This is a genomic window from Kitasatospora albolonga, assembly GCA_002082585.1.
GTDB lineage: Bacteria > Actinomycetota > Actinomycetes > Streptomycetales > Streptomycetaceae > Streptomyces > Streptomyces stephensoniae.
Genome location: CP020563.1, coordinates 2,476,090 through 2,496,437, shown reverse-complemented (window position 1 = coordinate 2,496,437; position 20,348 = coordinate 2,476,090). Strand labels below are relative to the sequence as shown.

Genomic DNA, 20,348 nt, shown 5'->3' with positions numbered 1-20,348 from the left:
CTCAGGCCCCCAGGACGCCGACGAGGACGGGGCCGGTCAGCGGCAGCAGGAAGTTGGAGAGCGTGTACGTGATCGTGTAGCCGAGCAGCGGTACGGAGCTCTGGGCCACCTGGGTGATGGAGGTGATCGCCGGGGTCGAGCACTGCTGTCCGGCGATGGCCCCGATCAGCAGCGGCTTCTCGATCTTCAGCAGCTTGCGCCCGACGACCAGGGAGATCGTCGCCGGAACCAGCACCATGGCGATGCCCGCGAACGGCAGCAGCGCCCCGTACTCCTTGAGCAGCGGCCAGGCCTGGGGCCCCGCCGCCAGTCCCGTACAGGCGATGAAGACGGCCAGGCCCATGTCCTTGAGCGTGCTCGCGGCCTGCGGCGGGAAGGCGCCGAAGGTCTGCCTGCGGGAGCGGAACCAGCCGAAGAGCAGACCGGAGATGAGGCAGCCGCCGCCCGTGCCGAGCGACATCGGCACATCCCCGAGCTTGACCACGATCTGGCCGAGCAGGGAGCCCGCGACGATGCCGAAACCGATGTAGATGAAGTCGGTGGAGTCGTTCTTGACCACCGCGCCGATCTTCTCGACCAGCTTGTTCAGCCCGCCCCGGGCGCCGACCAGGGTGAGGACGTCACCCCGCTGGAGGACGGTCTCGCCGCTGGCGGGGAGGTGCTGGTCGTTGCGGAGGACATCGGTGATGTAGACGCCGTCCGCGCGGAACTCCGGGTGGTTCTTCTCCAGCCGGTCGATGGTCGAGCCGTGCGTGGCCTTCTCGGTGACGGCGACCTGGCGGGTCGCGAGCGGGGCGTCGAGCCCCGGCACGGCCGGGGTCTCCGGCCCGATCTCCCGCCCCGCCTCGATGATCGCCGAGCGCCGGCCGACGATCTGGACCAGGTCGCTGAGCGTCAGCTCCAGCTCCGGGGAGGGCGTCAGCAGCTTGCTGCCGCGTTTGACCCCCTCGACCGTGATGTGCCCGCCGAGCGAGCTCTCCAGATCCCCGACCGTACGGCCGTCGGCCAGCGTCACCAGATAGGTGCGGCCGACCGTGCCGGGCTGCGCCTCGCGCTCGTCGGACTCCAGACCGGCCTGGCCGCCGCGCATCTTCTCCCACAGCTCGCGCGAGGCGTCGGCCAGGTTGATGCGGAGCAGCATCGGCATGACCTGGCTGGTGAAGAGGACGATCGTGATGAGGCCGAACAGGTAGCAGACCGTGTAGGCGGTCGCCACATGCCCCTGGTACTGGGAGATCTGCTCGGCGCTCAGGTCACTGAGCTTGCCGATCGCCTCGGTGGCCGTACCGACGACGGCGGACTCGGTGGCCGCCCCCGCCAGGATGCCGGCCGCCGTGCCCACGTCCAGGTCGAACGCCTTGGCGAGCCCGTAGGCGATCCCGAGGACGCAGACCACTTCGATCAGGCAGAGCGCGAAGAAGCGCAGGCTCTTGCGGTTGAGGTTGGAGAAGAACTGCGGCCCGGCCATGTAGCCGAGCGAGAAGATGAACAGCGCGAAGAAGACGGTCTTGACGTCGTCGTTGACGCTGATGTGCTGGGTGCCGAGCAGCAGCGACACGATGAGCGTGCCGCAGATGCCGCCGAGCGTGATCGGGCCGACGCGGAGCTTGCCGATGAGGTAGCCGGCGGCGAGGCAGAGGAAGAGGGTCAGTTCGGGATGGTCGCGCAGAACGCCCATCCCGCCTCACTCACCAAATTCGTTCATAGGTGACATCAGTGACATAAGGGCGAAATTAACAGGAGTGCTTCCGCCCGGCACCTCGCCCGGCACCTCGCCCGGCACCTCGCCCGGCTCCTCGTCCGGCGCCCGCTCGGCTCCGGGGTGCCCGTTCACCTCTCGACGGCCGGTCCGGGCGCGGACCCCCGTGTGACGCGCCGGACATCCCTCGGCAACGGAATCGTCTTCAACTCTTGACACCCACCCCCTTGAGGCAGGAACCTTCCGGCATCGGCGCATGGGAGCGCTCCCATGAACGCGGGGGAGGCGATCCCGCGCGCTCTCCCCGTCTTCCCACAGGACTTCCTCACAGCTCTTCCCGCAGTACTTCCTCACAGCAAGGAGCAGTGGAATGCGCATCACCCGCAGTGGCGCCGGCCGGCGCCGGAGAACCGCGATCGTGGCCACCACCGGCCTGACGGTCACCGCCCTGTTGCTCACCGGCTGCGGCGGCTCGTCCGACTCCGGCAGCAAGGGCGCCGACGCCGACGGCAACATCACGCTGACCGTGGCCGACTTCGGCCAGTTCGGGTACAAGGAGGCCGGGCTCTTCGAGAAGTACCACGAGCTCAACCCGAAGATCACGGTCAAGGAGGACACCACCGCCGAGGAGAAGAACTACTACCCCAAGCTGCTCCAGCAGCTGAACTCGGGCAGTGGCCTCGCCGACGTCCACGGCATCGAGGTCGGCCGGATCAAGGAGATCGCCGACACCAAGGCGGACTCCTTCGCCGACCTCTCCAAGGTGATCGACGTCAACGAGTGGGTGTCCTGGAAGGCCAAGCAGGCCACCGCCCCCAGCGGCGCGGTGATCGGCGCGGGCACGGACATCGGCCCCATGTCCCTCTGTTACAACCGTGAGCTGTTCGAGAAGGCCGGCCTGCCCACCGACCGCGCGGAGGTCGCGAAGCGGACGGCGGGCGGCTGGGAGGACTACCTCGCACTGGGCGAGGAGTACAAGAAGAAGGCGCCCGCGGGCACGTACTTCATGGACTCCGCGAGCGCCATGTTCAACGCGGTCGTCAGCTCCAGCCCCGAGCAGTACTACGACGCGAGCGGCAAGCCGGTCTACAAGGAGAGCGCGAGCGTCCAGAAGGGCTGGGACCTCGCCGCCGAGGCCGCGTCCAAGAAGCTGACGCAGGGCCTGGCCCAGTTCGAGGACCAGTGGCAGGCGGCCCTGCGCAAGAGCACCGTCGCCACCGTGGTCTGCCCCGCCTGGATGGCCGGTCAGATCTCCACGTACGCCGGTGACGCCAACAAGGGCAAGTGGGACATCACCAGCGCCCCCGGCGCCACCGCCGCCAACTGGGGCGGCTCCTTCCTCGCCGTACCCAAGTCCGGCAAGAACGTCGAGGAGGCCGCCAAGCTCGTCAAGTGGCTGACCGCGCCCGAGCAGCAGGCCGCCGTCTTCAAGGCGATCGGGGTCTTCCCCTCCAACCAGGGCGCCTACGAGCTGCCGGACGTGAAGAGCGCCACCCTCCCGTACTTCAACGACGCCCCCATCGGCCAGATCTACGCGGACGGGGCGAAGTCCATCCCCGAGGCGGTGCTCGGCCCGAAGGACGGCGTGATCAAGGACTCGATCTCGACGCAGATCAACAACATGGAGCAGCGCGGTACGGAGCCGGACGCGGCGTGGGACGCGGCGGTCCGGACGGTGGACAAGGCGATCGGCTGAGCCGACGCGGCCCCGGACCGGCGGGGCGGACGGGCGACCCCTGCCACGCCCGCCCACCCCGCCGGTCCACCGCCACCGCCCCGCCGCCACCACCCGCTGGTCCACCGTGGCCGCCACCGCCACCGCCACCTCCGCCCGCTGGTCCGCCACCGTCCCCAGCCCAGCCCAGCCCAGCCCAGACCAGCCCGGCCCAGCCCGCCCGCTCCGCCCACTCCATGAACCAGCCGCCCCGGCCGCCCGTCGGCGCCTCCAGGGAAGGACTCCCCGCCCGTGGCAACCACGACCCCCACCCGGGACGCGTACGTACCCCCGCCCCGCCGACCGCAGAAGGAAAAACCCTCCGAGCGAAGGCAGTTGTGGCGCAGTCGGCTGTGGCGGTTCGACGACAAGGCGTCCCCGTACGCGTACATCGCGCCGTTCTTCCTCGTCTTCGGGGCCTTCGGCCTCTACCCGCTCCTCTACACCGGCTGGATCGCGCTGCACCGGGTCTCGATGACCGGCCTGGACTCCATGGAGTGGGTGGGCTGGGAGAACTTCGACAAGATCCTGCACGACCCGGAGTTCTGGACCTCGGTCAGCAACACCTTCCTGATCGGTGTCATCTCGACCGTCCCGCAGCTCCTGATGGCGCTCGGCATCGCCCACCTCCTCAACTACCGCCTGCGCGCCAGCACGTTCTGGCGCACGATCATCCTCACGCCGTACGCGACCTCCGTCGCCTCCGCCGCCCTCGTCTTCGCGCTGGTCTTCCGGGCGGACGGCGGGCTGCTGAACTGGACACTCGGCCTCGTCGGCTTCGACCCGGTCAACTGGGCCAACGGTCACTGGACTTCGAAGCTCGCGATCTCCGTCATCGTGATCTGGCGGTGGACCGGCTACAACGCGCTGATCTACCTGGCGGCCATGCAGGCGGTCCCCAACGACCTCTATGAGGCAGCCTCGTTGGACGGCGCGTCGCGCTGGCAGCAGTTCCTCAAGGTGACCATCCCCTCGCTGCGGCCCACGATCCTGTTCACGATCGTCATCTCGACCATCGGGTCCATGCAGCTGTTCGGCGAGCCACTTCTGCTGGAGGGCGGCACGCTCGGCGCCACCGGCGGCAACGAGAACCAGTACGAGACGCTCAGCATCTATCTCTACAACTACGGCTGGAACCTCGGACACCTCGGTCCGGCGGCGGCCGTGGCCTGGGCGATGCTCGCGCTCCTGCTTCTGATCGCGGCCGTCAACTGGCTCATCGGCCGCGCTGTCCGCACGTCCGACTCCGCGGTCCGAAGGGGAGCGACCCGATGACCCTGACCAGCCCCACCCCCACCGCCCCCGTGAAGCGCGCACCGACTCCGAAGAACACGGGGCCCACCCGCCCGAGCCGCTTCAGGATGGGCGCGGGCCAGCAGATGAAGGGCGGCCCGTTCGCCTATCTCACGCTCGCCGTCGTCGGGTTCGGCTCGCTGCTGCCGCTGTACTGGACCCTGGTGGCGGCCTCCCGCACCCAGGACGAAGTCCTCGCCTCCACACCGCCGTTCCTGCCGGGCGGCCGACTGCTGGAGAACGTGGCCACCGCCTGGGAACAGGCCAACCTCGGCAAGGCGATCGTCAACAGCGTCATCGTCTCGTCCTCCATCACGGCCGCGACGCTCTTCTTCTGCACGCTCGCCGGGTACGCGTTCGCCAAGATGCGCTTCCGGGGCCGGGGCTGGCTGATGACCGCCGTCATCGCCACGCTCACGATCCCGCCGCAGCTCAGCGTGGTCCCGCTCTTCATGATGATGTCCGGCCTCGGCTGGGGCGGGCAGCTCGAATCGGTGATCTTCCCGACGCTGGTGAGCGCGTTCGGCGTGTTCTTCATGCGCCAGTACCTGATCGAGGCGCTGCCGTACGAGCTCATCGAGGCGGCCAAGATCGACGGGGCGAACAACTTCCGCATCGTCGTGAGCGTGGTGCTGCCGGTGGCCCGCCCCGCGATGATGGTGCTCGGGATGCTCACCTTCGTCCAGGCGTGGAACGACTTCTTCTGGCCCTACCTCGCCCTCAACCAGCAGAACCCGACCCTGCAGGTGGCCCTCGGCCAGCTCAGCGCCTCGTACACCCCCGACCAGTCCATCGTCATGGCGGGCGCGCTGATCAGCACGCTGCCGCTGCTGGTGGTCTTCGTGGTCTTCGGCAAGAAGATCGTGGGCGGGATCATGTCGGGCGCGGTCAAGGGCTGACACGACGGGCGGCGCGGCCGACAAGACCGCGCCCTACCTCCCCTCTTCACCCCACCCCTTCCACCACCCCCTTCCACCACCCTCCTTGGGAGCGCTCCCACATGACAGCAGTACGACCCGACACAGCCCCGCAGCAGGCGGCCCCGGCCCCCGCCCCCTTCCCGACGGGCTTCATCTGGGGCGCCGCGACGGCCGCGTACCAGGTGGAAGGGGCGGCGACCGAGAACGGCCGCACGCCCTCCATCTGGGACACGTTCAGCCACACCCCCGGCAAGGTCCTGAACGGCGACACCGGAGACGTGGCCGCCGACCACTTCCACCGCTACCGGGACGACGTGGCCCTGATGAAGCGGCTCGGCCTCAAGGCGTACCGCTTCTCCGTCTCCTGGTCCCGCGTCCAGCCCACCGGCCGGGGCCCCGCCGTCGAACGCGGCCTGGACTTCTACCGCTCGCTCGTCGATGAGCTCCTGGCGGCGGGCATCGAGCCCGTCGCCACGCTCTACCACTGGGACCTGCCCCAGGAGTTGGAGGACGCGGGCGGCTGGCCGGAGCGCGCGACGGCGGAACGGTTCGCGGACTACGCGGCCATCATGGCCCGCGCGCTCGGCGACCGGGTCGGGATGTGGACCACGCTGAACGAGCCCTGGTGCTCGGCCTTCCTCGGTTACGGCTCCGGGGTCCACGCCCCCGGCCGCACCGAACCGGCCGCCGCGCTGCGGGCCGCCCACCACCTCAACCTGGCCCACGGCCGGGCGACCGAGGCGCTGCGTGCCAACCTCCCCGCCGCCGCGCGGACTTCGGTCACCCTCAACCTCCACCAGGTGCGCCCGCTGACCGGCGGTGCGGCGGACGCGGACGCGGCGCGCCGGATCGACGCGGTGGGCAACCGGATCTTCACGGGTCCGATGCTGAAGGGCGCGTACCCGGAAGACCTCCTGGCCGACTCGGACCGCCTGGTGAACTGGTCCGCGCTGGTCCACGAGGGCGACCTGGCGTCGATCGCGCACCCGATCGACGTCCTGGGCGTCAACTACTACACGCCCACGATCGTCTCCACGCCCGCCGACGGCGCCGGGGACACCCGCAACGACGGCCACGGCAGCAGCGACCACTCCCCGTGGCCCGGCTCGGAGCACGTCGCCTTCCATCTCGCCGAGGGCAAGCCGCGTACGGCGATGAACTGGTCGGTCGACCCGAACGGCCTGTACGCCCTCCTCATGGACGTCTCCCGCGAGAACCCGGGCCTGCCGCTGATGGTCACCGAGAACGGGGCGGCCTTCGAGGACGTCCCGGACGCGGACGGCCAGGTGCACGACCCGGAGCGGATCGCGTACCTGCACGGCCATCTGGCCGCCGTACAGCGGGCGGTGGCGGACGGAGCGGACGTACGCGGGTACTTCCTCTGGTCGCTGATGGACAACTTCGAGTGGGGGTACGGCTATGCGAAGCGGTTCGGCGCGGTCCACGTGGACTACGCGACCCAGCGCCGTACGCCCAAGGCCAGCGCGTACTGGTACAGCGAGGTGATCGCACGGCACGGCCTGCCGCCGGAGGCGTGACGTGGTGAGAGCTGCGGGCCCCGGTAGCGGCATACCGGGGCCCGCAGCTTCATCCGCTGCCTTCATCTGCTGCTGGGAGCGCTCCCAATACACTGTCCGTACGCTCGTCGGGGTGATCGATCCAGGACTTGGATTGACTGTACGGCTGTGAGAAATTGACCGGGAACGGGGAGGCAGCCATGGCGGCAGCGCGAGTACGGAACGGCGGGCGGCCCACGCTCGAAGAGGTCGCGGCCCGCGCCGGAGTCGGCCGGGGCACCGCCTCCCGCGTCATCAACGGCTCGCCCCGGGTCAGCGAAGCAACCCGCGAGGCGGTCGAGGCGGCCGTTGCCGAACTGGGCTACGTCCCCAACCGCGCCGCCCGCGCCCTCGCGGGCAACCGCACCGACGCCATCGCGCTCGTGGTGCCGGAGCCGGAGACCCGTTTCTTCGCGGAGCCGTACTTCTCCGCGATAGTACGGGGCGTGGGCGCGGCGCTCGCCGACACCGACATGCAGCTCCTCCTCACCCTCGCGGGCAACGACCGGGAGCGCCGCAGGCTGGCCCAGTACCTGACCGCGCACCGGGTCGACGGGGTCCTCCTGGTCGCGGTCCACGCGGACGACCCGCTGCCGGAGCTGCTGGAACAGCTCGGCATGCCCTGTGTGATCAGCGGCGCCCGGCACGCGGCCGAACCGCTGGCCTCGGTCGACTCGGACAACTTCGGGGGCGCGCGGGCCGCCGTGGACCACCTGATCTCCAGGGGCCGCCGCCAGGTCGCCACGATCACCGGCCGCCTGGAGGTCTACGGTGCCCAGCGCCGCCTGGACGGCTACCGCGCCGCCCTCGCCGCCGCGGGCCTGCCCCCGGACGAACGCCTCATCGCCCCCGCCGACTTCACCGAGGAGGGCGGCGCCCGGGCGATGCGCGAACTCCTCTCCCGCCGCCCCGACCTGGACGCGGTCTTCGCGGCCTCCGACGTCATGGCGGCGGGCGCCCGCCAGGTCCTCCGCGAGGCGGACCGCCGCATCCCCGAGGACGTGGCCCTGATCGGCTTCGACGACTCGGTGGTCGCCCGCCACATGCACCCACCCCTCACCAGCGTCCGCCAGCCCATCGAGGAGATGGGCCGCCGCATGACCCAGCTCCTCCTGGAGGAGATCGCGGGGCGCGCGGGGGAGGAGCGGCCGACGGTGGTGCTGCCTACGGAGCTGGTGGTGCGGGAGTCGTCGTGAAATCCGGGGGCCGAGCCTCCGGATTTCACGAGTTCTTCACGCGCCCGTGCTCTGGCGACTACTGTTCGCGAGGTACGGCGATTGTGTGACGCACCACACACGTCACGCAGCGAGCTGCCCGGGTGCGTTCCGTGCGGCGGTGCATCTGGGGGGCCTCGTGCACGAGATGGTCAAGGGCGCCAACGTCGGTCTCACGGCGCTGAGCGACAACGTCGGCTCGGTGGTGGTGGGCCTGGGCTGGAGCAGCGCTACGGGCGAGGGCGACGCGGACGTCTCCGTCCTCCTGCTCGACGGTGACGGCAAGGTCCGCAGCGACGGCGACTTCTGCTTCTACAACAACCCCGTGGCGGGCAACGGGAGCGTGCAGCTGCTCGGCAAGACCCCGACGGCCGACGGCAGCGAGGACCGGATCAGCTTCGATCTGGATGCCGTGCCGCAGGAGATCGACAAGGTGGTCGTTGCTGCCAGCCGCTACGGCGGATCGCGCTTCGGCGAGCTGGACGACCTCCGCCTGACTCTCGCGGACAGTACGGGCGACGGCCTGGTCCGGTTCGCCGTCGACGGGGCGGACGAGGTCAGCGCGGTGATCTTCGGCGAGCTGTACCGGCGCTCGGGGGAGTGGAAGTTCCGGGCCGTGGGCCAGGGTTACGCATCGGGGCTCGCCGGGCTGGCGACCGACTACGGCGTCGACATCGACGACACGGAGGAGGACGCCCCGGAGCCGGCGGACCTTGCCGAGGACGGGCGGCCGCAGCCCGACCGGCCCGCGCCCGAGCCGCCGCGGCCGGAGGAGCCGGTGGAGGAGTCCCCCGTATCGCGGGTCCCCGCCCAGGCCACCGGCCCCCGCGTGGACGACACCCCCGGGCCCGTGCCCCCGGCCCCGGAGCAGTCAGCTGCGCCCAAACCCGCACGCCGTCCGCGTACGGCGAAGAAGAAGGTGACCCTTCCCCGTACGACCAGGAAGAGCCTCGCCGACAACGAATCGTGGCGGTCGGCCCGGCTGTTCCCCGTGTCGGCGCTCAAGAGCGACCGGGAGCGCGAGACGCGGGCCACCTCCGTCGTCCTGTCCGTGATGGCCCAGGTGCCGGAGTTCGGCCGCCGTCTCACCGCCGGATTCGGCGCGCCGGCCGGCCGTATGGAAACGTTCACCGAGGTGACCTTGCCGCACGGGGAATCGCCCCGGCGCCCGGACGGAGTCGTCCGGGTCGAGCGGGCGGGCAAGCTGTGGACCGCCCTCGTCGAGACGAAGACCAACGGCAACGCGCTGAAGCCCGACCAGGTGCAGGCGTACATGGACATCGCCGCCCGCCGGGGCTACGAGGCCGTGATCACCCTGTCCAACGACGTCGCGCTCGAAGGCAGCCCGCTCGTCGACGTACGGATCGACGGCCGGCGCAAGCACAAAGTGGCCCTGTGGCACCTGTCCTGGGCGGAGGTCGTGCACCAGGCGCAGATGCTGATCCGCCACGAGGGGGTGGGCAACGCCGCGCATGCCTGGCTGCTCCAGGAGCTTCTCGCCTACCTTCAGCACGAGAACTCCGGCTGTCACGGCTTCCAGAACATGGGGGCGGCCTGGGTCCCGGTGCGCCGGGGGATCGACGACGAGACCCTGTGCCAGGGAGACGCCCGGGCCCTGGAGGTCATCGAGAACTGGGAACGCCTGGTCCGGCAGGTCTGCCTGCGGCTGGGCGGCGAGCTGGGACAGAAGGTGCTGCCGGTCCAGCGCACTCGGCGCGGCTCCGACCCGCGCGTCCGCCGCACCGAGTTGGCCGACCACCTCTGCGAGCAGGGGCGGCTGAACGCGGAGATCCGGATCGAGGGCACGCCGGGAGTCCTGGCCATCACCGCCGACCTGCGCACCGCCAAGCTCCGTACGTCGATCGAGATCCCCGCCGCCGAACCGGGCTACCCCCTCAGCCGGGTCAAGCGGCTGATCCGGCGGCTCGCCGAGGCCCCTGCCGATCTGCACATCGAAACGCTCGTCGACGGCCAGAGTCCCGGCCCGCGCGGCACACTGGAGCGCCTGCGCCCGGAGCCCGCTGACATCGTGCCGAAGGACGGGGCGCAGATCACCGGCTTCCGCCTCTCCCTGTTCAAGGGCATGGGCAATGGCCGCGGAAGCGCCGAGACCGGCTTCATTCGCAGCGTCGACCAGGCGGTGGACCGCTTCCACGCCCAGGTTGTCGCCCAGGTGCAGGCGCCCGCGCCCCGCCGCTCCCGCAGTGAGGAGCCGGTCGGCTGACGGCGGGCCACAGGCAACGAGTAGGTCGGCCCCGGTCTTCGGACCGGGGCCGACCTACGCGTTCTGCACATCGTGTGGCCCCGAGGGTCGGAAGCGTGCCGTTCCCCCTCCCATTGGTATGGACATGACCATGATGGAGTACTAATCTCCGCCTTGGTCTAGACCAGGAGCGGTGAGCCGCCGCCCGGTCCAGCCACCCGCACCACCCGAACCATCCGATCCACCTGCCCCACCCGATCCATCTGACCGCAAGCTCCACCCCCCTCACCCCAGGAGCACCACATGCGCAGAAAGATCACCGCCTTACTCCTCGGCCTCGGCGTCGCCGGGGTCTCCCTGCTGGCCACCTCCGGCAGCGCGCAGGGGCACGGTTACGCCGATTCGCCCGTCAGCCGGCAGCAGCTCTGCGGCAACGGGACCGTCCGCAACTGCGGGCAGATCCAGTGGGAGCCGCAGAGCGTCGAAGGGCCCAAGGGGTTCCCGGCCGGAGGGCCCCGTGACGGGCTGATCTGCTCCGGAGGCAACCAGCGGTTCGCCGAGCTGGACGACCCGCGTGGCGGTGCCTGGCCCGCCTCCGCCGTGCGGGCCGGGCAGAGCCACACATTCCGGTGGCGGATCACCGTACGGCACGCCACGACCGACTTCCGGTACTACGTCACCAAGGACGGCTACGACCCGAGGAAGCCGCTCGCGCGCGGCGACCTGGAGCCGCAGCCCTTCCTCACCGTGCCGTTCGGCGGGCGGCTCCCGGATTCGACCGTCAGCCACGCGGGTGTCCTGCCGCAGAAGTCCGGCAAGCACCTGATCCTCGGCGTCTGGACCATCTCGAACACGGGCAACGCCTTCTACGCCTGCTCCGACGTCACGTTCTGAGCCCCGCCACCAGGGCAGGAGGAGCCACCAGGGCATGAAGAAGGGCCCCGGTCCGCAGACCGGGGCCCTTCCCTCAGGGTGAGTAACGGGACTTGAACCCGCGACATCCTGGACCACAACCAGGTGCTCTGCCAGCTGAGCTATACCCACCATGTCGTCCGGTCGTTTCCGACCGGCCGAGAAAAAGTGTACAGGGTCCGGGAGGGTGCTCGCGCCCCCGTTTCCCGGGACCGGGTCACGGGCGCTCGCACGCCCGTGACCAGCAGGTTTCTACGGTGTGGCCGGGACCACATGGCGTGCCGCGATCTCCTTGGCACGCTCCGAGTCCGGGCCGGGCTGCGGGACGAAGACCGCTTCCCGGTAGTAGCGCAGCTCCGCGATGGATTCACGGATGTCCGCCAGCGCCCGGTGGTTGCCGCTCTTGTCGGGGCTGTTGAAATACGCCCGCGGGTACCAGCGGCGGGCCAGCTCCTTGACCGAGGACACGTCCACGATCCGGTAGTGGAGGTAGCCCTCCAGCTCCCGCATGTCCCGCGCCAGGAAGCCGCGGTCGGTGGAGACCGAGTTTCCGCAGAGCGGGGCCTTCCCCGGCTCCTTCACGTGCTCGCGTACGTACGCCAGGACCTGCTCCTCGGCGTCGGCCAGGGTGGTGCCCCCGGCCAGCTCGTCGAGGAGACCCGAGGTGGTGTGCATCTGCCGCACCACCTCGGGCATGGTCTCCAGGGCCGCGTCCGGCGGGCGGATCACGATGTCCACCCCTTCGCCGAGCACGTTCAGCTCCGAGTCGGTGACCAGGGCGGCCACCTCGATGAGTGCGTCGTCCGCCAACGAGAGCCCGGTCATCTCGCAGTCGATCCACACCATGCGGTCGTTCATACGCCCCACCCTACGGGGCGCTCCGCTGTCCCGGCAGGGCCGGGCGCCCCGGAACGTACGCGTCAGGACCCGGCGGGAACGGCTCCGCGGAGCCTCCCGCCGCCACCGGGACCGGCGCGGCGGGCACCGGCGCACCCCTGCGGCCGGACGGCGAGCCCTGGCTGGGCACGACCGTCTCCAGCACCGTCGCGGCGCTCTCCGCCACCCCCTGCGGACGGCGGGCCCGGTAGGCGGCCCGGTACGCGGCGGGGGAGGAGCCGAGCTGGCGGCGGAAGTGCCCGCGCAGCGCGACCGGTGAGCGGAAGCCGCAGCGTCCGGCGACCTCGTCGACCGAGTAGTCGGAGGTCTCCAGCAGCCGCTGTGCCTGAAGCACCCGCTGGGTGATCAGCCACTGGAGCGGTGCGCTCCCCGTGAGCGAGCGGAACCTGCGGTCGAAGGTCCGCCTGCTCATGTAGGCGCGCGCCGCGAGCGTCTCCACGTCGAACTGCTCGTGCAGATGCTCCAGCGCCCAGGCCACGACCTCGGCGAGCGGGTCGGAGCCGATCTCTTCCGGTAAAGACCTGTCCAGGTAGCGCTCCTGTCCGCCACTGCGCCGCGGCGGTACGACGAGCCTGCGGGCGAGCGCGCCCGCCGCCTCGGTGCCGTGGTCGGTGCGGACTATATGGAGGCAGAGATCGATGCCGGCGGCCGTACCGGCGGAGGTGAGCACATCGCCGTCGTCCACGAAGAGTTCGCGCGGATCGACGTGCACCGACGGATAGCGCTTGGCCAGCGTCGGCGCGTACATCCAGTGCGTGGTGGCGGGGCGGCCGTCCAGCAGGCCCGCCGCCGCGAGCACGAAGGCTCCCGTGCACAGGCCGACGATGCGGGCACCCTCCTCATGGGCGCGCCGCAGCGCGTCCAGTGCCTCGGCCGGCGGCGGCGAGGTGATCGACCGCCAGGCGGGCACCACCACGGTGCCTGCCCTGCTGATCGCCTCCAGGCCGTACGGCGTGGTCAGTTCGAGCCCGCCGGTGGTGCGGAGTGGTCCGTCCTCACCACCACAGACCAGCAGGCGGTAGCGGGGAACTCCCGCGTCCTGCCGGTCGATTCCGAAAACGGAGAGCGGGATGGAGCTCTCGAAGATAGGGCCGCCGCTGAAGAGCAGCACGGCAACGACTTCCCGGCGTCGCCGCCCGGTCAGCTTGCGTGCGGCCTCCGTCGCGGTGGCGGAGTCCTGGCTCATGACGCTAAGCCCCCCTCGGTGTTCGCGTCTCCCTGGTCCTTACGGGCCTGCCGCTCCTGCACGTTTCCCCTCGGTTTCGCACGTTTCCCCAGTCCCCGATTTTCAAGATCGAATCTACTGCGTCCCGTGGTCCTGCCGTGACACCTTCCCCCACCGGCGTTATGTCGATAAGGAAACGTGGCGTGAAGCGTTCGATCACGAAGCGTTTCACCCGTGAAGCGCACAGGGAAGTGCTCTTCGCCAACGTGGCCCGTCCGCGTCGGGTGAAAGCGTACCGCCCGGTCTCTTCCTGCCTGGCGGGAGGTGGGTTGTCCGGCCATTCCGCGAAGGGTCCGACCGGGATGCGAAGTTGGCTGAAAATCGCCGGTTGTGTGTGCTGGTTCCAGTCACGCCGGGCGCACAACTGCCGTTTGGCGGCTGCGCCCGTGCGCTCTCCCGGTCGGCCCCGGCGCATGGCGGGTTCGGGCCGCCGGAGCGGGAGGCAGGGGTCCGTCGGCGCACGGCCGGCCACCGGGGAGGGGGTGTTCCGATTACCGACCGGTGCGGACCGCGATCCGGAGAACCGCCCCTGCGGTCGGGTGTCGCGGCGGGGCCGTCGCAGCATCGCCCACCGGGGTGACGGTCCGGCGACGGCGTGGCCAACGGGGACCGCCTGCCGGATGCGACCGGATGCGTCCGCCCGGAGGGGCGCACCGCCGCCGGGTGCCGTGGAAAACAGGGCGATCACCCCCGCCCGGCCCGGCCGAGGCCCGTGTACGACACATCCGGCATTGCCATCCCGGACCGCCTCGGGCATGCTCCATCCAGCGTCACGCGTGCTTTTGCGGGGGTCTGGGCGATGGGGGAGTGGCGTCGTATCCTGGTGGGTATGGGGTTGGGAAGATGATTCCCGGACAGAGCTCACCACCCGCCCGACGCATCCCTGGCCGATGCACCGAGTGGCCCATGCACCGATGTACTGACGCACCTCTGCTGACGCACCTCTCGAAACCGCTCCCTCCTCACGAGGACTCTCTTCGCCGAGACACCGATGGCCGGTCACGAAATCCCTGAACCCGCAGACCGCAAGCAGGTCGCCGACCCCTGGTCGGAGCCGCAGGCGGTCGAAGAAGCGCGCCATGCGTGCGATCCCGCCTTCCGGCACGGAGTCGTGGTCGGTTTCGACGGCTCCACCTCCAGCGAGCGGGCCCTCGCCTACGCGATCGGCATGGCCGGCAGGTCGGGCTCGGGCCTGATCATCGTCCATGTCGCCAACCGGCTCCCCACGACGGTCTGGGCGGGCTGCGAGCCCCCCGTCTTCGTCGATGTCCCCGACCACCGCACCGAGGTCCTCGGCCTGGAGCTGGCCTGCGCGGACTACCTCTCCGAGGTGCCCTGGGTGCTGGTGGAGCGCGGCGGCGACATCTGCCACGAGCTGGAGGAGGTCGGCCGCGAGTATTCCGCCGACGCCATCGTCGTCGGCTCCACCCACGGCATCGTCGGCCGCATCTTCGGCTCGGTCGCGGGCCGCCTCGCCCGCCGCGCCCAGCGCCCCGTCGTCGTGATCCCCTGAACCACCTGCCCCTGAACCCCCTGAACAGCTCCTGACGGTCGGCCAGAAGGCCCCGCGAAGCGACGAGTTGGGCCCCGTACCGTCATCGCGACAGTCCGGGGCCCAACTCACTCACGTAACGCCGACTACTCGACCGTGACCGACTTCGCCAGGTTCCGCGGCTTGTCGATGTCCCGGCCCATCGCGAGGGCCGTGTGGTACGCGAAGAGCTGGAGCGGGATGCCCATCAGGATCGGGTCCAGCTCGTTCTCGTTCTTCGGTACGACGATGGTGTGGTCGGCCTTCTCCTGGACCTGGTGCGCCACGGCGAGGATGCGGCCGCTGCGCGCCTTGATCTCCTCCATCGCGGCCCGGTTCTTCTCCAGCAGCTCGTCGTCCGGCACGATCGCCACCGTCGGCATCGCGGGCTCGATGAGCGCCAGCGGGCCGTGCTTCAGCTCGGAGGCGGGGTACGCCTCGGCGTGGATGTACGAGACCTCCTTGAGCTTCAGCGACGCCTCACGGGCCACCGGGTAGCCGCGCACCCGGCCGATGAACATCATCGACTTGGCGTCCGCGTACTCCGCCGCGAGCCGCTTGATCTCGTCCTCGCCCGCCAGGATCTCGCTGATCTGCTCCGGCAGCCGGCGCAGCCCGTCGATGATCCGCTTGCCGTCGGCGACCGAGAGGTCCCGGATGCGGCCCAGGTGCAGGGCGAGCAGCGCGAAGGCGACCACGGTGTTGGTGAAGCACTTGGTGGAGACCACGCAGACCTCCGGGCCCGCGTGGACGTACGTACCGCCGTCGGCCTCCCGGGCGATGGCGGAGCCGACCACGTTGACCACGCCGAGGACGCGGGCGCCCTTGCGCTTCAGCTCCTGGACGGCGGCCAGCACGTCGTACGTCTCGCCCGACTGGGAGACCGCCACGTACAGGGTGTCGGGGTCCACGACCGGGTTGCGGTAGCGGAACTCGGAGGCCGGCTCGGCATCGGCGGGGATACGGGCGAGCTCCTCGATCAGCTGGGCGCCGATCTGGCCCGCGTGGTACGAGGTGCCGCAGCCGAGGATCTTGATCCGGCGCACCCCGCGCGCCTCCCGGGCGTCCAGGTTGAGGCCGCCCAGGTGCACGGTGGAGAACCGGTCGTCGATCCGGCCGCGCAGCACCCGGTCCACCGCGTCGGCCTGCTCGGAGATCTCCTTGTGCATGTACGTGTCGTGGCCGCCCATGTCGTACGACTCGGCCTCCCACTCCACGGTGGTCGGCGTGGCCGTCGTGGTCGAGCCCTCCGTCGTGTACGTACGGAAGTCGTCGGCCTTCAGGGTGGCCATCTCGCCGTCGTCCAGCGTGACGACCTGGCGGGTGTGGGTGACCAGGGCGGCGACGTCGGAGGCGACGAACATCTCCTTCTCGCCGATGCCGAGGACGACCGGGGAGCCGTTGCGGGCGACCACGATGCGGTCGTTGAAGTCGGCGTGCAGGACGGCGATGCCGTACGTGCCCTCGACCGAGCGCAGCGCCTCGCGGACCTTCTCCTCCAGGGTGTCGGCCTGGGCGCGGGCGATCAGGTGGGTCAGCACCTCGGTGTCGGTCTCGGAGAGGAAGACGACGCCGTCGGCGGTGAGCCTGTCGCGCAGCTCGGAGGCGTTGTCGATGATCCCGTTGTGGACGACGGCGACCTTGTTCTCCGCGTCCAGGTGCGGGTGGGCGTTCTCGTCGCTCGGGGCGCCGTGGGTGGCCCAGCGGGTGTGCGCGATACCGGTGGTACCGGCGAACCGCTTGGGGACCCTGGCCTCCAGCTCCCGGACCCGGCCCTTGGCCTTGACCATCTTCAGCGTGCCCGGCCTGCCCGCCGCGGCCTTCCCGGTGATCACGATGCCCGCGGAGTCGTACCCCCGGTACTCCAGCCGCTGCAGCCCCTCCAGCAGCAGCGGTGCGACGTCACGCTTCCCGATATATCCGACGATCCCGCACATGGATTCTCTGCCCCTCCATCGACGTACACATTCCGTACCTGCCTGCGTCCGGCGCCCCGCACATGGGCGCCCCGGCCCGCTCAGCCGTAGACGATGCGGCGCAGCTGGCGGAGCGAGAGCTCCGGCGGCGCCACGGCGCGGTGCGGCAGCTCGGCCGCGATCCGCTCGAAGATCTCCGTGTTGACCAGGCCGCCGGACTGCAGTTCGCGGTGGCGGCGCCGGACGAAGTCGTCGGTGCTCTCGTCGAAGTACGCCAGCACGTCGAGGACCACCCGGGCCGCCTCGCCGCGCTGGAGCGCGGTGGAGCGTACGAGATGGTCGATGAGGTCGTCGTGCGACGAGCGGCGTTCAAGCACCCGTCGATATTGCGGGTCGGCGCGCCCTTACGCAAGAAATCTGCCCGATATCGGGCAGGGAGGGCCAGGAAAGCTGCTCGAATCGGTCGCATGCGGGGTGTACGGACGGGTGGCCCGGCTCACATACGGCTCAGGACCGCCTGCTTCGCCGTGCTGAACTCCTCGTCGGTGAGGACCCCGGCCCGGTGCAGCTCGCCCAGCTCCCGCAGCCGCCGCAGCAGCGCGTCGTGATCGTCGGCGGCCGGAGCGGCGGGCGCGGGCTCCTTGGTGAGGGCCGGACGTCCGGCGGGCGGCTCCACCGCCGCGCGGGCCTGGGGCAGCCGGGCCAGCACCGCCGCCGCAACCGCGACCGCCGTGTACTCCTTCTTGGAGAGCCCCCACAGCTCCAGGGAGTACGGGTCGTACTTCGGCGGGGCCGAGACCGGTGCGTCGACCGGCTCGAACCGCAGGTAGCCGTTCTCCAGGCCGATCGAGGGCAGCCACCGCACCCCCGCGATCCGCGCCAGCGGCAGGGTCGCCGGTCCGCTCGCGGTCTTGGACTCCTCGGCCTTCCAGTTCCAGGTGAGCCGGACCGTCTCGCCGTCGAAGGACGCGGTGCCGTCGCCGCCCCCGCCGGAGACCGGCAGCGAGGGTCCCGGCAGCAGGAAGCGGTCCACCGGACCCTCGGGGACCTGTTCGATCAGCAGCGCGTTGCGGACCTCGTCGACGAAGTACTCCGCGACCCCCGTACGGCTCTTCTCCACGGTCAGGACGTACGGGTCGGAGCCGTCCTTGAGGCGGCCGTCGGCAGCCTGGAGCACCGGGCAGGCGCCACCGCGCAGTCGGAGCCGCAGCCGGCCCCCCTTGCGGTCCGGCTCGAACGCGATGCCCGCCAAAGCCTGTACGGGGACGGACAGTTCACCCAGCGCCAGCCGGACCGGATGCGCCTTGCCCCCCGGCACGATGCGTACCGTGTCCCCGTCGAACGTCCACGTTCCGTCACGCTGGATGATTTCTGCCATACCTGCGATTCTGCCAGCCGGGCGCAGGGGGGCGGGGCGGGTCCTCGACCCGTACGCGGCCCCGCGAAACGGATGGTCGGCGTTCGACTGCCCGGAGCCCCACAGGGAGGACCCGCCGGAAAGGACAGGCTTGTGCGACAGCGACGGACGACCCCGGGGGAACGGCGTACGCCCCGGCGCGGACCCCTGCCCCTGCCCATCCCTCTGCCCCGGCTCCTCGGCATCCTGCTGATCGTCGTCGCGGTCGGGCTCTCCGCTCCGGGCGCGGTCCCCGCCCGGGCCGGGACGGAAGCCGCCGCGCCCCGGCCCCTGGGGCAGCTCGTGCCCGTCCCCGCCGAGGTGGTGCCGGGCGGTTCCCCGTACGCCATCACCTCCACGACCCCGATCAGGGTGACCGGAGGACCAGGTTCCGGCACCGGCGCGGGACCAGGCTCCGGCACCGGCTCGGCCTCTGCCTCCGCCTCCGACGAGGTGCGGCGGATCGGAACGTACCTGGCGGAGCTCCTGCGCCCCGCCACCGGCTACGCGCTGCCCGTCACCGACCGGCCGGGCCCCGGCGGCATCCGGCTGGAGCTGGGCTCCCGGGACCGGAGCCTGGGCGAGGAGGGGTACCGGCTGCACTCCACACCTGCCGCGCTCACCATCACCGCCCGCGCCCCGGCGGGGCTCTTCCACGGCGTCCAGACCCTGCGCCAGCTCCTCCCGGACCGGGTGGAGGCGCAGAGCCGCCAGGAGGGGCCCTGGAAGGTGGCGGGCGGCACGATCACGGACGCGCCGCGCTACGGCTACCGGGGCGCGATGCTGGACGTCTCGCGCCACTTCTTCCCGGTCGCGGAGGTGAAGCGGTACATCGACCGGCTCGCCCTCTACAAGATCAACAAGCTGCATCTGCACCTCTCCGACGACCAGGGCTGGCGCATCGCCATCGACTCCTGGCCCCGGCTCGCCGCATACGGCGGCTCCACCGAGGTCGGGGGCGGCCCCGGCGGGTACTACACCAAGGACCAGTACCGCGAGATCGTCCGCTACGCCTCCGCCCGCTTCCTGGAGGTCGTCCCGGAGATCGGCCTGCCCGGCCACACCAACGCTGCCCTCGCCTCCTACCCCGAGCTGAACTGCGACGGCACCGCCCCGCCGCTCCACACCGGCATCGAGGTCGGCTTCAGCTCGCTCTGCGTGGACAAGCCGGTGACGTACGACTTCGTGGACGACGTGCTGCGCGAGGTGGCGGAGCTGACCCCGGGGCCGTACCTCCACATCGGGGGCGACGAGGCGGACGCCACCAGCGACGAGGACTACGCGCTCTTCATGGCGAGGGCCCAGGCGATCGTGGGCAGGCACGGGAAGACGGTGATGGCCTGGCACGAGCTGACCCGCGCGGAGCCGGTGGAAGGCGCGGTGGTGCAGTACTGGGGGTTCGACCGCACGGGCCCCACCGAGCGGCAGCAGGTGGTGGACGCGGCCAGGAACGGGGCCAAGGTGGTGCTCTCCCCGGCCGACCGGATCTACCTGGACATGAAGTACACCGAGGAGACCGAGCTGGGCCTGCGCTGGGCCGGTCTGGTGGAGGTGGAGCGCTCGTACGACTGGGACCCGGCGGCGTATCTGGAGGGGCTCCCGCAGGACGCCGTCCTCGGGGTCGAGGCGCCGCTCTGGACCGAGACGCTGGCCACGCGCGCGGAGCTCGAACAGATGGCTTTCCCGCGGCTGTTGAGCGCCGCCGAGATCGGCTGGTCACCGGAGGAGGCCCGCGACTGGGAGACGTACAAGGAGCGGCTCGCCGCCCAGGGGCCCCGGCTGACCGCGCTGGGTATCGGCTTCCACCGCTCCCCGCAGGTGCCCTGGAGCTGATGGTGACAGGGGTGAGCGCCCGGGGGACCGTCCCCGGGC

The 20,348-nt window shown here is 70.8% G+C and carries 15 protein-coding genes and 1 tRNA gene; 9 read left to right on the top strand and 7 right to left on the bottom strand.

All coding sequences use genetic code 11. From position 1 onward, the window contains the following. Position 1: 1 nt before the first annotated feature. On the bottom strand, positions 2-1,678 hold the full coding sequence (locus B7C62_10765) for an aspartate-alanine antiporter (protein ARF72702.1): 1,677 nt from the start codon (positions 1,676-1,678) through the stop codon (positions 2-4). Between the two features lie 391 nt (positions 1,679-2,069). On the opposite strand from B7C62_10765, the gene B7C62_10760 reads away from it, so the two are divergent. The 7 genes from B7C62_10760 to B7C62_10730 all read left to right on the top strand — a co-directional run bounded on the left by B7C62_10760 (position 2,070) and on the right by B7C62_10730 (position 11,493). Next, positions 2,070-3,395, top strand: a complete 1,326-nt coding sequence (locus tag B7C62_10760) for a sugar-binding protein (GenBank protein ID ARF72701.1) — start codon at positions 2,070-2,072, stop codon at positions 3,393-3,395. Between the two features lie 270 nt (positions 3,396-3,665). Next, positions 3,666-4,688 (top strand): ABC transporter permease, encoded by a 1,023-nt coding sequence (locus B7C62_10755; protein ID ARF72700.1) that lies wholly within the window; start codon positions 3,666-3,668, stop codon positions 4,686-4,688. Beyond that, positions 4,685-5,605, top strand: coding sequence for a sugar ABC transporter permease (locus B7C62_10750; protein ARF72699.1), 921 nt, complete (start codon positions 4,685-4,687; stop codon positions 5,603-5,605). Before B7C62_10755 ends, B7C62_10750 begins: the two co-directional genes overlap by 4 nt. A 101-nt stretch (positions 5,606-5,706) precedes the next feature. After that, positions 5,707-7,164 (top strand): beta-glucosidase, encoded by a 1,458-nt coding sequence (locus tag B7C62_10745; GenBank protein ID ARF72698.1) that lies wholly within the window; start codon positions 5,707-5,709, stop codon positions 7,162-7,164. Between the two features lie 179 nt (positions 7,165-7,343). Further along, the gene (locus B7C62_10740) at positions 7,344-8,378 is read left to right on the top strand and encodes a LacI family transcriptional regulator (GenBank protein ID ARF72697.1); all 1,035 of its coding nucleotides are present in this window, start codon (positions 7,344-7,346) and stop codon (positions 8,376-8,378) included. Between the two features lie 139 nt (positions 8,379-8,517). Beyond that, positions 8,518-10,620, top strand: a complete 2,103-nt coding sequence (locus B7C62_10735) for a stress response protein TerZ (protein ARF72696.1) — start codon at positions 8,518-8,520, stop codon at positions 10,618-10,620. 282 nt (positions 10,621-10,902) lie between these two features. Continuing rightward, positions 10,903-11,493: a chitin-binding protein gene (locus B7C62_10730; protein ID ARF72695.1), complete on the top strand. Its 591-nt coding sequence runs from the start codon at positions 10,903-10,905 to the stop codon at positions 11,491-11,493. 77 nt (positions 11,494-11,570) lie between these two features. On the opposite strand, the gene B7C62_10725 is transcribed toward B7C62_10730, so the two are convergent. The 3 genes from B7C62_10725 to B7C62_10715 form a co-directional block, all read right to left on the bottom strand. Next, positions 11,571-11,643: transfer RNA gene (locus tag B7C62_10725), tRNA-His, on the bottom strand. A 120-nt stretch (positions 11,644-11,763) separates the two neighbouring features. Continuing rightward, complete coding sequence (locus B7C62_10720) at positions 11,764-12,369, bottom strand: oligoribonuclease (protein ARF72694.1); 606 nt, start codon at positions 12,367-12,369, stop codon at positions 11,764-11,766. Positions 12,370-12,379: 10 nt separating this feature from the next. Continuing rightward, entirely contained in the window at positions 12,380-13,594 is a 1,215-nt protein-coding gene (locus tag B7C62_10715) for an AraC family transcriptional regulator (protein ID ARF72693.1), read from the bottom strand. Positions 13,595-14,624: 1,030 nt separating this feature from the next. Between B7C62_10715 and B7C62_10710 the strand changes: the two genes are divergently transcribed. After that, on the top strand, positions 14,625-15,146 hold the full coding sequence (locus B7C62_10710) for a universal stress protein UspA (protein ID ARF72692.1): 522 nt from the start codon (positions 14,625-14,627) through the stop codon (positions 15,144-15,146). Between the two features lie 125 nt (positions 15,147-15,271). Here the strand turns inward: B7C62_10710 and B7C62_10705 are convergent, their stop codons facing one another. The 3 genes from B7C62_10705 to B7C62_10695 form a co-directional block, all read right to left on the bottom strand. Then, positions 15,272-17,101, bottom strand: coding sequence for a glutamine--fructose-6-phosphate transaminase (isomerizing) (locus B7C62_10705; GenBank protein ID ARF72691.1), 1,830 nt, complete (start codon positions 17,099-17,101; stop codon positions 15,272-15,274). A gap of 80 nt (positions 17,102-17,181) precedes the next feature. Then, entirely contained in the window at positions 17,182-17,457 is a 276-nt protein-coding gene (locus tag B7C62_10700; protein ARF72690.1) for a hypothetical protein, read from the bottom strand. Positions 17,458-17,576: 119 nt separating this feature from the next. After that, positions 17,577-18,458 (bottom strand): Tat pathway signal sequence domain protein, encoded by an 882-nt coding sequence (locus B7C62_10695; protein ID ARF72689.1) that lies wholly within the window; start codon positions 18,456-18,458, stop codon positions 17,577-17,579. Between the two features lie 72 nt (positions 18,459-18,530). Between B7C62_10695 and B7C62_10690 the strand changes: the two genes are divergently transcribed. Next, the gene (locus B7C62_10690; GenBank protein ID ARF72688.1) at positions 18,531-20,309 is read left to right on the top strand and encodes a beta-N-acetylhexosaminidase; all 1,779 of its coding nucleotides are present in this window, start codon (positions 18,531-18,533) and stop codon (positions 20,307-20,309) included. The last annotated feature ends 39 nt before the right edge of the window (positions 20,310-20,348 follow it).